Source organism: Bacillus sp. 179-C3.3 HS (assembly GCF_047229225.1).
GTDB lineage: Bacteria > Bacillota > Bacilli > Bacillales > Bacillaceae > Bacillus.
In genome coordinates this window covers 16799-29566 of the sequence record NZ_JBFEFT010000003.1, presented here as the reverse complement: position 1 = coordinate 29566, position 12768 = coordinate 16799, and the positions used below count along the sequence as shown (strand labels likewise).

The window sequence follows — 12768 nt, the reverse complement described above, 5'->3', positions numbered from 1 at the left end:
ATACTAATCAAAAATAACCAAATTCAACGGTAAAGGAAGGGTTTTTTTATGAACTCAGTTGATTTAAAAGAAGATTTGCAGTCATTGCTCTCATTAGAAAATACGCACCAAAACTTATCTGTCCCGAAACTTGTTGAAAAGATTTTGGCACGCCATGAAGGCGTTTTAACATCAACTGGAGCTGTCCGCGCTACGACAGGTGCTTATACTGGACGTTCACCTAAAGATAAATTTATCGTAAGAGAAGAAAGCTCTGAGCATAAAATTGATTGGGGTTCTGTAAACCAACCAATCTCAAAAGACGCATTTGACCGTTTATATACAAAAGTTGTGTCATACTTAAAAGAACGTGATGAACTATTTGTATTTGAAGGATTTGCAGGTGCTGACGACAGATACCGCATGCCGATTACAGTCGTAAACGAATTTGCATGGCACAATCTGTTTGCCAAACAATTATTTATCAGACCTGACGGAACAACCCCTTCTTCAAAAGAGGAGCCTTTCACCATCTTATCTGCACCTCACTTCAAAGCAGATCCTGAAACAGATGGCACAAACTCAGAAACGTTCATTATCGTTTCTTTTGAAAAACGGACGATTCTCATCGGTGGAACAGAATATGCAGGAGAGATGAAAAAATCCATCTTCTCTGTCATGAACTACTTACTACCAGAACAAGATATTCTCTCGATGCACTGCTCAGCAAACGTCGGTCAAGAAGGCGATGTCGCATTATTCTTCGGTCTATCAGGGACTGGGAAAACAACGCTTTCTGCAAGCGCAAGTCGTAAGCTTATCGGGGATGATGAACACGGATGGTCTGGAACAGGCGTCTTTAATATTGAGGGCGGCTGCTACGCAAAATGCGTAAACTTAAGCGAAGAAAAGGAACCGCAAATTTACAAGGCGATCCGATTCGGTTCGGTTCTTGAGAATGTGGTGCTTGATGAAGAAACACGTGAAGCCGATTATGATGACACATTCTTTACTGAAAATACACGTGCTGCATATCCAATTGAGATGATTGATAATATTGTGAAACCAAGCATCGCAGGACATCCATCTGCCATTGTCTTTTTAACAGCTGATGCATTTGGCGTCTTACCTCCAATCAGCCGTTTAACAAAAGAACAAGCGATGTATCATTTCTTGAGCGGCTATACAAGTAAGTTAGCCGGAACAGAGCGCGGGATCACTTCACCAGAAACGACGTTCTCTACGTGCTTCGGTTCACCATTTCTTCCACTCCCAGCTCATGTATATGCGGAAATGCTTGGCAAAAAGATCGATGAGCACGGTGCAAAAGTATTTCTTGTGAATACAGGTTGGACTGGCGGAGGATATGGCATAGGTAAACGGATGAATCTAGCTCATACAAGAGCAATGGTTCAAGCGGCGATCGAGGGAGATCTTGACCAATCAGAAATGATCACGGACGAGATCTTCGGGTTACACATCCCGCTTCATATTCCTGGTGTACCAGATGAAGTGCTTCAGCCTTCTAAAACGTGGGCGGACCAAGATGCATATCAAGAAAAAGCGCGTTTCCTTGCCAACGAATTTAAAAAGAACTTCAAAAAATTCAGCCATGCGGCAAGTGATATTGAAGCAAATGGCGGACCACTCGTCTAACATGACGAAAGCTGAGGGAATTTTCCCTCAGCTTTTTTAATTCGTTGAATGCAATGACAAAAGGCGATACGTCACCTTCGTCACATCTTCAGTCAGTTCCAGCTTTTCTACATGGGCTGTCCCTGTTTTTTCTCCATCTTTCGTTTTCCGCACCTCAATTGGAATGTTTAGTGGATAAATGCGGTATCCTTCCTTCATGAGTTCAAACACATTTTCTTCAATTCTTGTCTCTTTTCCTTTTGTGACAATCATTGTATTAAATTCAACAGGCATTCCCATAACGAAAATCCCCCTACTTTCTAAAATTCTTGATCTTCGTTTATTTTACCACATTTCCTCTCTGACGGCTTTGCATCCATGTGGACAATCGTCTCACAATCTCTCGATTATGATGAGGAGGGAAGTAATGGTTATATCCATGGAAATACCATGTTTCCACAGACTTCCCATGCTGGCGTAGCGCTTCCTCTAATAAATAGGCATGTTCAATCGACACATTTTGATCTTGCTCACCATGAATAATTAAAACTGGCGCTTCCATCTTGTCGACATCGTTCAGAGGGGTTCTCCCCTCGTATGCCTCTGGTACTTTATGCGGCGCACCGCCTATTACCCGCTTCATCATTCTTCTCATATCCACACGTTCTTCATAGGTCAGCTTCATATCACTTACGCCTCCCCATGTCACAAATGAAGCGGCCTCATGTTTCATTTCGATCGCCGTCCAAATGCCCATGATCCCGCCCCGTGAAAAGCCGAAGATATGAATTCGATCTGGCTTCACTTTAGGATGGTTTTTCAATAGTTGAAAGGCAGCGAATGCATCTTTCCTATCTTCTCCTGCAAAGTCTTCATTGCCTTCTCCACCTTGATTCCCCCGATAAAAAGGAGCAAAAACGACAAAGCCTTGTGCTGCAAATTGGACGATCCGCCCCGGTCTGACCATCCCCACATTTTTAATTCCGCCTCGTAAATAAAGAAACCCATCATAGTGACCTTGTCCGATCGGTTCAGCGAGGAGCCCCTTGATTCGAAGTCCATCTGCTACATACGTCACTGTATACAAATGAATCTTCGGATGGGGCGAAGGAAATCTTCTTTTTTCCACAATCACTTACAAATCTCTCCTTTTACTCATGCTGTTTCATGATCGCCTCTGCGACAAGCTGGCCTGATTTGGTCACCATTGGGGTACCACCCCCAGGATGACTTGTACCTCCAACAAACCAAAGCCCTTCAATGTCTTTCGATTGATTGTTGATGCGGAAGAACGCCTGCTTGAATGAGTTTGAAGACATGCCATAGATGGCGCCGTGGTAAGCCCCTGTTTTCTGTTGCAAATCAAGCGGCGTTTGAACCGCTTCATACTCAACAAGCTGATCAATTCCGAAAAGACCTTTTTCTTTTAATTTTGCTTTTATCAGCTGAGGATATGTTTCCTTTAGCATGTCCCATTTTTGCGTTTTTGTCACATATGGCGCATTTGCTAAGACAAAGAGGTTACTTTTCCCCGTTCCACCACTCAATTCAGGTTCAGAAAAACCTGAATTGCATATGTACAGCGTTGGATCCTGTGGTAACTGTTTTTTTTGAAAAATATCCTTGAATTCCTGTTCATAATTGTCCGGAAAAAACACATTGTGATGAGATAACTGGTCATACACTTTCGGTACACCAAGTAGTAAGACAAAACCAGATAATGATGGTTCAATGTGAGACAACTTTTGATCAGAAACGCTCGGACGATCCTTTTCATCAATGAGCTCGCGGTAGACAGTCAGTGCATCAGCACCTGCAATAACCTGGTCTGCTTCATATATGTGCTGATTCGTCTCTACTCCTTGAATACGACGATTCTTCACAAGAACCCTTTGCACAGGTTCATTGAGATGAATTTGCACACCTAGCTCCTTTGCCAGCGTCTCAAACGCCTCGACTAAACGATAGGTTCCTCCTTTTATGCCATAAATGCCTTTTTCCCCTTCTAGATAAGCCATCATATTAAAGATTGCTGGTGCCTCATAGGGAGAGGAACCAATATATGTTGCATACCGTCCAAACATCGCCAACGTATGAGGATGACGAAAATATCGGCGTAAAAGCTGATGAACGGATGTAAAAGGTTTGACAGCAAGAAGCGCTCTCATCAGCCTCAAATCCACCTTGTCCTTCCACGTTAATAACAAACGATTTAAAAAATGATTCTCCGCCAACTGAAAGAACGTTTTAGATTCTCGTAAAAATGCACGATATTGCGTTGCATCCTCAGGACTAAATGCCGCAATTTGTGCTTCCATCTGCTCAATATGAGACGTAAACTCAACCGTATGACCATCTGCGAAAACATTTTTTGTGAGTGGAGAAATCGGATAAAATGTCACGTAATCCTCCATCCGCCTCTGACAAGACGTAAATACTTCCTCAAAATACGTCTTCATCGTGATGGTACTTGGTCCGAGGTCAAAAGAGTAACCACCGCCTAGATGGCGCTGTAACTTCCCGCCTAAAGAAGCTTCTTTTTCAAGAATGGTGACCTGAAATCCGTGTGACTGCAAGCGAATCGCCGCTGATAAGCCGCCAAGCCCGCCGCCGATGATGATCACTTTTTTCATTCGTACCTTCTTCCTTTCCATACGTAACCTTCTTTTTTCAATCCGATTTTCATAGAAGCTAAGCCAATCGCAATCAACACCACAATGGATACTGGTAATAAAAAGGACATAGCTACTGTTCTCCCATTCTCTCTATCAATCACCGCTTTAATCGACACCCCTAGTGCATAGCAAACAATGGCTAAGGATAGGTTCATGACATTAAATTGAATCAGAGCAATGACAAAACAAATGATAGGGAGGACATAAAGCAAAGTATAAAAACAGAAAACACCACTTAACAATGCAATGTTTCGATTTACCCCAGGAAACATATTTTTTCGGTAGCCTTCCCACACCTCGCGCCCATTATCATACATCCTCATAAAAACAAATGGGTGAATACGTGCAAGGGTGAATGGGTAGCCCTTTTCCTTCACCCTTCTTGCTAGTGCCATGTCATCAACTAGCGAATCTTTGATCGCTTCATGTCCCCCTATTGCAGCATAACAGTCCTTTGCCATCGCAATAAAGCCACCATGAGCTGCAGCGAAAGCTGGATTCTTTGATGTCCTCACCCACTTCACCGGCAAATGGCACCCAATCGTAAACATCATCATCGGCACAACAAGATGCTCAAGGAAAGTACCTGTTTTTTGCTGCGGAAAACCTGAGATCATTCCTGTTTGTTGACTGCACATTGCGTCATACACAGCCTCGATTGCCCCCTTCTTGAACCTGACATCCGCATCTAAGAATAACAGCCAATCACCTGATGCTTCCTCAGCAAGTTGGGAACAAGCATACGATTTACCAAGCCAGCCGTCGGGCAATGCTTTGCCAGATACAATGCGAATCCATGGATATCTTTTAGCGAAGCGTTCCACAACCGTTCGCGTCTGATCTGTCGAATGATCGTCGAGGACGATCAACTCCTTCGGATGAAAAGACTGATCAACAATAGACTGGAGACATGCTTCAATTCGTTTTTCCTCATTTCTCGCTGGAATAAGAATTGATAATGAGATTGGTTCAGCGGATGGAAAAGACACAGGTTTAAGTGCAGGAAACTGTTTTACATTCCATAGCGTAAAAATGAGCTGACACAGCAAGATCACACTCACAATGATTAAGAGGAGCGCCATGTGTTCACCCACCTTTTAAAGGAATCAAATGCATCACTTGTTGACCGGCTTTTCCTTGTCATCTGTACATATTCTTCCGTCATCATCAAATCTGGATCCGCAATGACCTGCGCTTGATGAGTATTTAATTGTCCTTCAAGTAGCTGTGCCAACATAGATGTCGTTTCTCTGCTTCGAAGTGAGCGACCAGAGACAGGAACACCTTCTCCAAACACAACGGATACGGTCGGTTTTTGAAATTGATGAAATGTATATTGCAAGGTCACTGGCTTAACCACGACCTGTTCAAATTGTTTGACTAAAAAAGAAGCACCACTTTCTAGCTCAAGTGGCCGAGTGTCCTGATGCATGATTTTCCCTTGAGGAAATAGCCAGACAGCAGCACCAGCTTCCATTTTCTCTTTTGCCGTCATTAATGCTTGTTTCACACTTCGTATGTTCTCTTTCTGAACTGGAAACGCACCAAGTTTCCGGAAGAAGGCATATTGCTTGAACTGTTTCTCCTCCATCATCATAAAATGATCGGCTTCAGAAGCTTTCTCTGTTAATAAAAATATGATAAGTCCATCCCACCACGAACTGTGATTAGCGAGGTAAAGAACAGGAAGCTTCTCCTGCGAATCCACCTTTCCTTTCATCATGAGACAGTGAAAATGTTTACAGAATAAGTATCGTTCAAGATACAGATAAAACACTCGTCTAAACGAGCGGCTTTTGTCGCTTTCTTTCAAATTGAACCCTTCCTTCACACAAAATGACAATGACAAGTGCTAAATAAAAGATCACGTCCAGCCCGCCTTTTAATGCCAGCAGACCGAAAAAGAACACCATGGCCTGATAGATTCGACTCGTCCAGCGCAACGCTTTTTGATCAATTGACACAAGTGGAAACAGAAAAGAAAGACCTGCTCCAATCATACCCCAGCTCACAAAATTCTCAAATGGGATCCCGAAAAAACCACCGCCATCATACCAGACCCAAAACTTCCGCTCTGCCGCTACCGGATCTAAAATGAGATCAAGCAGCACAATCCAAATGCCCGTTTCAATTGCTCGTTTCCATTTTGACTCTTGTCTTGATAAAAAAAGACTATTCAAAAACACCCCAACCCATGCAAAAGCAATCGTTAATGGAACTCCTGCAACAAGGAAACCTAATGTTGGATAATAGTCATACGCTCCGAATGGAAAATCCGTATTGATTCCCACCCATTCCACTGTGAACGTCAATAGCCCAACAATGGCCGCCCGTTTTATGACAAATCCCCACGTCCCATAAATGTTTCGTCCAATCTCCATGACGCAGCATGCGTACAAGACGAGAAAGATGCCGTTTGCAAATTGAAGCCATGCAGGCACTGTCAAAAACACCATTAAGATCAATCCAACCATATACCACCCAACAAATACCCAACTAAGTCTATACACGAAATCGCTCCTTTATTTCTACCAAATTCAGGGGAAACATTCACGCTTCTAGTATAGAAAAAAAGAGGCGTTCTATAAATATTCAATGCGCTTATGATGTCACCATAGGCACTCACCAAAAATCCCTTTTGACATACTTTAATTAGTGATCTAGAACAAAGGAGGCGAACCACTCTTGAATCGTTCCATCAAAGTCAGACTGGTATTCATATTCGTTGTCCTGCTCTTTATCCCATTTGTCGCCTGTCAAAAAGAACAAGAGCAAACCGTACAAGTAGCCGAGGTCACACATTCGGTGTTTTATGCCCCACTTTACGTTGCTTTGTCAGAAGAGTTCTTCAAAGAAGAAGGACTAGAGGTTGAGCTAAAAACCACATGGGGCGGCGACAAAACCATGACAGCGCTCTTATCTGGCGGTGCAGACATTGCCCTGACCGGATCAGAATCGTCGATTTATGTGGAAGCACAAGAAACCAAAGATTCCGTCATCAACTTTGCACAACTGACACAAACAGACGGCACATTTCTTGTCTCACGCGAAAAAGTGACGCAATTCTCATGGGATATGCTCAAAGGAAAAGACTTTCTAGGACAGCGAAAAGGCGGCATGCCACAAATGGTCGGTGAATATGTGCTGAAAAAGGAAGGCATTGATCTAAAGAAAGACCTACGGATGATTCAAAATATTGATTTTGCCAATATTTCAGGTGCTTTCTCCTCTGGAACGGGCGACTTTGTCCAGCTATTTGAACCTACCGCCTCTTTAATTGAAAAAGAAGGAAAAGGGTACATTACAGCTTCCTTTGGAGAAGCTTCCGGTCAAGTACCGTACACAACCTTTATGGCGAAAAAGAGCTACTTAGAGGAGAACAAAGAAACGGCTGAATCCTTTACCCGTGCCATTTACAAAGCACAACAATGGGTAGAAGCGAAAAGCCCAGAAGTCATCGCTAAGACGATACAATCACACTTCCCTGATACAGATCTAGATGTATTAGCCACAGCCATTAAACGCTACAAACAGCAACATTCTTATGCCACAGATCCTCTTTTGAATGAAGAAGAATGGAATCAATTACAGGAGATCATGAAAGCTAGCGGTGAATTACCACGATTCATCCCATACGATCAACTTGTCGATTCAACCATCGCAAAGAAGGTCACGGATCACAAATAGAATAGGAGGTAGCACATGTCTTTCCTTCAAATTGACCATGTGACCCACACGTACTTCTCTTTAAAAGAAAAAACAACAGCCATTCAAAAGATCAATATGGACATCTCACAAGGTGAATTCATTTCATTTATTGGACCTAGCGGATGCGGAAAAACAACCTTACTATCCATTATCGCTGGAATCACTCCGCCCTCTGAAGGTCGAATTTTAATCGAAGGAAAAGAACCAAACCAACAAGAGCACCAAATCGGCTATATGCTACAGCAAGATTATTTATTTCCCTGGAAAACGATCAAAGAAAACATCATTCTCGGTTTAAAAATTGCCAAACAAGATTCTCATGAAGCCACATCAAGTGCTCTCAGTTTATTGCCAAAGCTCGGCTTGCACAATGTCGAGGAGAAATATCCGAAGGAGCTGTCAGGAGGCATGAGGCAGCGTGCAGCACTCGCACGCACACTTGCTGTGGACCCTGGATTACTTTTACTAGATGAACCCTTCTCCGCACTCGATTATCAAACCAAACTAACATTAGAAGACCTCGTCTTCCATACATTAAAAAACTATCAAAAAACAGCTGTACTCGTCACTCATGACATCGGAGAAGCGATTGCAATGAGTGATCGAATTTATTTATTTTCAAAGCATCCAGGCTCTATTCAGCGTATTTTCTCTATTCCAGACGACCTCAGGGCTCTCTCACCATTTGAAGCACGAAAGACCGCTCAATTTCAGGAGCTCTTTCAAACCATTTGGGAGGAGCTGAAATCCGTTGAAACACAGTGACCTTTTACATGAAGCATACCGAAAAAAGTATCGAATGGAAAAACGCATCACACGTTTGTATCAGCTCATCATTTTCATCGCTTTCTTTTCACTATGGGAGCTTGCCAGCCATGTCCGGCTCATTGATCCATTAATCTTTAGTTCACCCTCTGCCGTTTGCCAGTTGTTTTTACAAAAGATATCAGATGGTTCATTGGTCAATCATATGAGTATTACGTTGTTTGAAACCATTTTAGGGTTTCTACTCGGCACTTTTTGCGGGATCTTATTGGCTGCTGCTTTATGGTGGTCCACTCGGCTCGCAAACGTTCTTGACCCTTATTTAGTCATTTTAAACGCGATGCCAAAAGTCGCGCTGGCGCCGATTCTCATTGTCGCACTTGGTCCTGGCATGATTAGCATTGTCGCCATGGGGGCGATCATCAGTGTCATCATTACGACCATCGTCATTTACACAGCGTTCCAAGAAGTCGATGAAAACTATTTAAAAGTCATGAAAACATTTGGTGCAAAAAAAAGAGTGGTTTTCCAAGAAGTCATTTTGCCAGCAAGTATTCCAACCATGATCTCTGCCATCAAAGTCAATGTTGGTCTTTCTTGGGTTGGGGTGATCGTAGGGGAATTTTTAGTTTCTTCACAAGGTCTCGGTTATATGATTATTTATGGCTTTCAAGTCTTCAATTTTACACTCGTGTTTTTAAGCCTGTTCATCATCGCAGTGTTTGCCACCATCATGTATCAACTAGTCGAATGGCTTGAGCGCCGCTTTTTACAAAAATAGAGGTGTATGCCTAATTGTCATTGAACAAAAGCCTGTACCTTGCAGGCTTTTTTGTATGTAGAAATCAATACTTGCCCCCATTTATAAGCGAAAATAAAAAAGCACAGGGATCGTCTCCCTGCACTTTTTTACTGAATCAAGCCGTTCTTTTCTAAATAAACGAGACTTTGTTTGAGTACATCATCTTTCATAATAAAGCTGAAATTTTTGTTTTTCGCAATGGATCTTGGTAAATCGGCAAACAGAACGGGCCCTTTCGTTTCAAAATACGTGTCTTGCTTCACGAGCTTTTCAATATCAGCAAAGTAAATATTTTTGACAATCGTTTTTTCTCTACCAAGCACCTGATATTGGCCAATATACGTTAATTCCCGAACAACAGCACCCGTCTCTTCTTGAATCTCCCGTATAGCGGCTTCGTCTGCTCCTTCATTTGGCTCTACTTTTCCTCCAGGAAATTCATAACCCCGATCCTCATGTTCAGTGAGCAACCATTTCCCTTGATACCGGCAAATGGCCCACACATGCTTTGGATGACTTGAAAAAGGCTTCTCCTTGAAAGAAAGCTTTACCGTATTGTGATAATAATCTTTAAATACATGCATGTGAAATCCCTCATATCCTGTCCTTGCTTCTTGTACAACATCATACCACAGATCACATTTCCTTGAAGAATTTTTATGTCAAGTGAAACAATGAGGTGACACTTTTTCTTGTAAGAGTTCTCTGGCCATCACGAAAATAAGCATGTAGAAAAAACACTACATGCTTTTCAATTCAATAACCCATTTGCCACGATAAAACCCTTTGTTTCTTCATTTCCGAGCTCATAAATCATGGCGTAAATGTCTTTTCTTCTTCTGTCCATTTCATCATTTGGACTGTCATAATGATACTCGAGATATGGAATATGTGCCCGAAAAAAGCCTTTCCAATCTGTCATATACTGATCATCAAAATAATCTCTTAACTGTAAAATTTGATCGTCATCCGCTTCGATTTGAAATTGCCATGAAGCCGCATCTCTGTGCTGCGAAATAGACCCATCCTGCACGGATACATAGTACGTGTGTCTCGGCATCTGATTCATCCTTTTTCCTTTAGTATGACCAGATCTGGGCAACTTACAGCTTTTTTCGCAATTTATTTTTAATCATATCTAACACATCAATAAATAACTGTGGAATGGGAATCCCAAGGGCCTTTGCTGTCGAGACAATTTGATATGACTCATAAATAATATAAAAAATGATCGCTAAATCTTTAATTGTCCCGTTTGTGTTGAGCATGACATCAAAGAAATGTGTCATCGATATTAAAGAGATCGTCACAACTTTTCGCACAATGCGTGTAAAAAAACGTTTCAGCGTGAGCTGTCCCGTCACTGATTCTCTTAGGCTTGAACAAATTAACTCTAAACTCATTAAGGTCACTAATATCATGAGTAAATATCCTGCTCCACCAAATAGAAAGCCCATTGCCGACAAAGAGACTGTAAACAACGAAAAGATGCCTATATCTTTGCTCACTTGGCATCAACATCCTTTCAAAAGTGGAACTGTTTATGTACATAGTATATGCCGGTTCTCTAAAATAGCTTGGACGACTAAAAATAAAGGCGGTGTGCAGATGTTGGTTCACAAAAAAGCCGCCTGTCATGGCGGCTTCCTTCGTTAAATTCTCACATCAATAAATGACGCATCTGAATCTTTTGGCTGAACAGCTTGTGGTTGCTGCTGAACTTGATCCAGCATCACCATGGCCTGCGCTGTATTCGTGGCCAACTGTGAGTTCAATAAACTGATGTTAAGCGTTTTTTGAATACTTGCCACATGCTGACTCATCATTCCTGCAATTGAAGACATATTCTCTCCTCCCTTCTCTATTCTCTTCGGCTTAAAGTCCATTGATTTCAATGGGTTGTCAGTTACAAATCACATAAAAAAAGAATGCCGATTTTTTATGTCGACATTCCTTGTTTGCACGTATTATCCTAAATATGCTTTAAGCATCCAGTTATGTTTTTCAATGGATTGATGAATCGCTAGTAACATATCACCTGTTGTTTCATCGCCAACCTCTGCAGCGAGCTCCATTCCTTGCTTTAACTCCTCTGCAATGTTGGAGAAGTCTTCAAATATATTTTTCACCATTTGCTCCGCTGATTCGCTTCCTTCTGCTTCTTGGATGCTAGATATCTCTAAGCACTCCTTCATCGTCGCAACAGGTTGTCCGTTTAACGCTAGCATACGTTCAGCCAAATCATCAATATATGTTGCTGTTTCTGTATATAATTCCTCAAATTTTTCATGCAGTGTAAAGAAGTCTTTTCCTTTTACATACCAGTGATAGTTATGTAATTTTACATAAAGTACAGTCCAATCCGCTACTTGTTTGTTGACAACGTTTAATAATTTCTCTGACATGTTGATTCCTCCTTATGTAATTGCACTTAGTATGACAATACCCTTTTTTTATTATACTGAAACATGTCATCAATTTCTTTTATTTTGACCGCTTGTCAGATATGTTAAGATGGAAATAAGGAGGGAGTTAGATGCTGTTACTCGGGATTATCAGCTTTATCATTATCTCTATCGTTGTCTTTTTATCACTGTGGACCACATCAAAAGCATATGATTATCAACATAAAGTCGATGCCCCACAGGATGCTGATTCAAGCAAACGTCCTACCCCAAAATAAAACCGTTTTCAATGATGTGAGGTTTTCTTTTCTTCAGTAGATGCTTGACTCTCTTTTTTAACCTCACCTACGTAGATATTCGTTTTCGGCATGTTATGCTGCTGTTTAGCTGTCACATGGACCTGGATGATATAATGGCCATCCTGTTTGAAAGTGGTATGTAATTCATACACGCCTTTCTTCTCTTTCTTTGGCTGAATCATCTTACTCTTATCTTTGTCGCCATCTTCCCACACTTCAAATTGAACATCATCTGCATCGTCAACAGGCGCATCACCGTATGTGACAGCTGCTTTTACTATAACGCTTTCATTTTTCTTGACCTGCTCTGGTCCTTCAAGCTTCACTTCTAATAACTCAGGCACTTCCCCTTTGTCATTGCTTGCTGCGGAGTTCCCGCATGCACTAAGCAATACTAGCATGATCATGATTCCCATCAATTTACGCATCCATATTCCCCTTTCTGTCGTGACAAGTCCATTTTAACAAATATCCCCTATTTTTACATCTCATGTTCTTTT

17 protein-coding genes are annotated in these 12768 nt (G+C 41.7%); 5 read left to right on the top strand and 12 right to left on the bottom strand.

The window, feature by feature from the left end; genetic code table 11:
• Positions 1-48: 48 nt before the first annotated feature.
• Positions 49-1635, top strand: coding sequence for a phosphoenolpyruvate carboxykinase (ATP) (gene pckA / locus AB1K80_RS03255; protein ID WP_412855184.1), 1587 nt, complete (start codon positions 49-51; stop codon positions 1633-1635).
• 36 nt (positions 1636-1671) lie between these two features.
• Here the strand turns inward: pckA and AB1K80_RS03250 are convergent, their stop codons facing one another.
• Genes AB1K80_RS03250 through AB1K80_RS03225 form a run of 6 tightly spaced genes read right to left on the bottom strand, consistent with a single transcriptional unit; the run spans position 1672 to position 6799 of the window.
• On the bottom strand, positions 1672-1914 hold the full coding sequence (locus AB1K80_RS03250; protein WP_412855183.1) for a DUF2584 domain-containing protein: 243 nt from the start codon (positions 1912-1914) through the stop codon (positions 1672-1674).
• 40 nt (positions 1915-1954) lie between these two features.
• On the bottom strand, positions 1955-2749 hold the full coding sequence (locus AB1K80_RS03245; protein WP_412855182.1) for an alpha/beta hydrolase family protein: 795 nt from the start codon (positions 2747-2749) through the stop codon (positions 1955-1957).
• 16 nt (positions 2750-2765) lie between these two features.
• Positions 2766-4247 (bottom strand): phytoene desaturase family protein, encoded by a 1482-nt coding sequence (locus tag AB1K80_RS03240; RefSeq protein WP_412855181.1) that lies wholly within the window; start codon positions 4245-4247, stop codon positions 2766-2768.
• Positions 4244-5371 carry a glycosyltransferase gene (locus tag AB1K80_RS03235; RefSeq protein ID WP_412855180.1) on the bottom strand — a complete coding sequence of 376 codons (1128 nt, stop codon included), beginning with the start codon at positions 5369-5371 and terminating at the stop codon, positions 4244-4246. The genes AB1K80_RS03240 and AB1K80_RS03235 overlap by 4 nt, the downstream gene beginning before the upstream one ends.
• Positions 5356-6102, bottom strand: a complete 747-nt coding sequence (locus AB1K80_RS03230; RefSeq protein ID WP_412855179.1) for a lysophospholipid acyltransferase family protein — start codon at positions 6100-6102, stop codon at positions 5356-5358. The genes AB1K80_RS03235 and AB1K80_RS03230 overlap by 16 nt, the downstream gene beginning before the upstream one ends.
• The gene (locus AB1K80_RS03225) at positions 6071-6799 is read right to left on the bottom strand and encodes a carotenoid biosynthesis protein (RefSeq protein WP_412855178.1); all 729 of its coding nucleotides are present in this window, start codon (positions 6797-6799) and stop codon (positions 6071-6073) included. The genes AB1K80_RS03230 and AB1K80_RS03225 overlap by 32 nt, the downstream gene beginning before the upstream one ends.
• A gap of 208 nt (positions 6800-7007) precedes the next feature.
• Between AB1K80_RS03225 and AB1K80_RS03220 the strand changes: the two genes are divergently transcribed.
• From AB1K80_RS03220 to AB1K80_RS03210, 3 genes are read left to right on the top strand one after another with little or no spacing between them, the layout of a single operon-like run.
• Entirely contained in the window at positions 7008-7976 is a 969-nt protein-coding gene (locus tag AB1K80_RS03220; protein ID WP_412855331.1) for an ABC transporter substrate-binding protein, read from the top strand.
• A 15-nt stretch (positions 7977-7991) separates the two neighbouring features.
• A complete protein-coding gene (locus AB1K80_RS03215; RefSeq protein ID WP_412855177.1) occupies positions 7992-8762 on the top strand; it encodes an ABC transporter ATP-binding protein in 771 nt (256 codons plus the stop codon).
• A gap of 34 nt (positions 8763-8796) precedes the next feature.
• The gene (locus AB1K80_RS03210) at positions 8797-9543 is read left to right on the top strand and encodes an ABC transporter permease (protein WP_412855330.1); all 747 of its coding nucleotides are present in this window, start codon (positions 8797-8799) and stop codon (positions 9541-9543) included.
• Between the two features lie 128 nt (positions 9544-9671).
• On the opposite strand, the gene ytkD is transcribed toward AB1K80_RS03210, so the two are convergent.
• The 5 genes from ytkD to AB1K80_RS03185 all read right to left on the bottom strand — a co-directional run bounded on the left by ytkD (position 9672) and on the right by AB1K80_RS03185 (position 11969).
• Positions 9672-10148, bottom strand: a complete 477-nt coding sequence (ytkD, locus tag AB1K80_RS03205; RefSeq protein ID WP_412855176.1) for an RNA deprotection pyrophosphohydrolase — start codon at positions 10146-10148, stop codon at positions 9672-9674.
• Positions 10149-10315: 167 nt separating this feature from the next.
• Complete coding sequence (locus AB1K80_RS03200) at positions 10316-10624, bottom strand: hydrolase (protein WP_412855175.1); 309 nt, start codon at positions 10622-10624, stop codon at positions 10316-10318.
• A 43-nt stretch (positions 10625-10667) separates the two neighbouring features.
• Positions 10668-11072, bottom strand: a complete 405-nt coding sequence (locus tag AB1K80_RS03195) for a holin family protein (protein WP_412855174.1) — start codon at positions 11070-11072, stop codon at positions 10668-10670.
• Between the two features lie 144 nt (positions 11073-11216).
• Positions 11217-11408 carry a hypothetical protein gene (locus tag AB1K80_RS03190; protein ID WP_412855173.1) on the bottom strand — a complete coding sequence of 64 codons (192 nt, stop codon included), beginning with the start codon at positions 11406-11408 and terminating at the stop codon, positions 11217-11219.
• Positions 11409-11531: 123 nt separating this feature from the next.
• Positions 11532-11969 (bottom strand): Dps family protein, encoded by a 438-nt coding sequence (locus AB1K80_RS03185; protein ID WP_412855172.1) that lies wholly within the window; start codon positions 11967-11969, stop codon positions 11532-11534.
• A 131-nt stretch (positions 11970-12100) separates the two neighbouring features.
• Between AB1K80_RS03185 and ytzI the strand changes: the two genes are divergently transcribed.
• A complete protein-coding gene (gene ytzI / locus AB1K80_RS03180; RefSeq protein WP_412855171.1) occupies positions 12101-12247 on the top strand; it encodes a YtzI protein in 147 nt (48 codons plus the stop codon).
• A gap of 8 nt (positions 12248-12255) precedes the next feature.
• Here the strand turns inward: ytzI and AB1K80_RS03175 are convergent, their stop codons facing one another.
• Complete coding sequence (locus tag AB1K80_RS03175; protein ID WP_412855170.1) at positions 12256-12696, bottom strand: FixH family protein; 441 nt, start codon at positions 12694-12696, stop codon at positions 12256-12258.
• Positions 12697-12768: the final 72 nt, after the last annotated feature.

What these genes read in the sequence shown, in the direction of transcription:
- AB1K80_RS03190 (WP_412855173.1), bottom strand. Translation starts at nt 11,408, where the DNA reads ATGTCTTCAATTGCAGGAATGATGAGTCAGCATGTGGCAAGTATTCAA.
- ytkD (WP_412855176.1), bottom strand. Translation starts at nt 10,148, where the DNA reads ATGCATGTATTTAAAGATTATTATCACAATACGGTAAAGCTTTCTTTC.
- AB1K80_RS03235 (WP_412855180.1), bottom strand. Translation starts at nt 5,371, where the DNA reads ATGGCGCTCCTCTTAATCATTGTGAGTGTGATCTTGCTGTGTCAGCTC.
- AB1K80_RS03215 (WP_412855177.1), top strand. Translation starts at nt 7,992, where the DNA reads ATGTCTTTCCTTCAAATTGACCATGTGACCCACACGTACTTCTCTTTA.
- pckA (WP_412855184.1), top strand. Translation starts at nt 49, where the DNA reads ATGAACTCAGTTGATTTAAAAGAAGATTTGCAGTCATTGCTCTCATTA.
- AB1K80_RS03185 (WP_412855172.1), bottom strand. Translation starts at nt 11,969, where the DNA reads ATGTCAGAGAAATTATTAAACGTTGTCAACAAACAAGTAGCGGATTGG.
- AB1K80_RS03250 (WP_412855183.1), bottom strand. Translation starts at nt 1,914, where the DNA reads ATGGGAATGCCTGTTGAATTTAATACAATGATTGTCACAAAAGGAAAA.
- AB1K80_RS03210 (WP_412855330.1), top strand. Translation starts at nt 8,797, where the DNA reads ATGGAAAAACGCATCACACGTTTGTATCAGCTCATCATTTTCATCGCT.
- ytzI (WP_412855171.1), top strand. Translation starts at nt 12,101, where the DNA reads ATGCTGTTACTCGGGATTATCAGCTTTATCATTATCTCTATCGTTGTC.
- AB1K80_RS03240 (WP_412855181.1), bottom strand. Translation starts at nt 4,247, where the DNA reads ATGAAAAAAGTGATCATCATCGGCGGCGGGCTTGGCGGCTTATCAGCG.
- AB1K80_RS03175 (WP_412855170.1), bottom strand. Translation starts at nt 12,696, where the DNA reads ATGCGTAAATTGATGGGAATCATGATCATGCTAGTATTGCTTAGTGCA.
- AB1K80_RS03200 (WP_412855175.1), bottom strand. Translation starts at nt 10,624, where the DNA reads ATGCCGAGACACACGTACTATGTATCCGTGCAGGATGGGTCTATTTCG.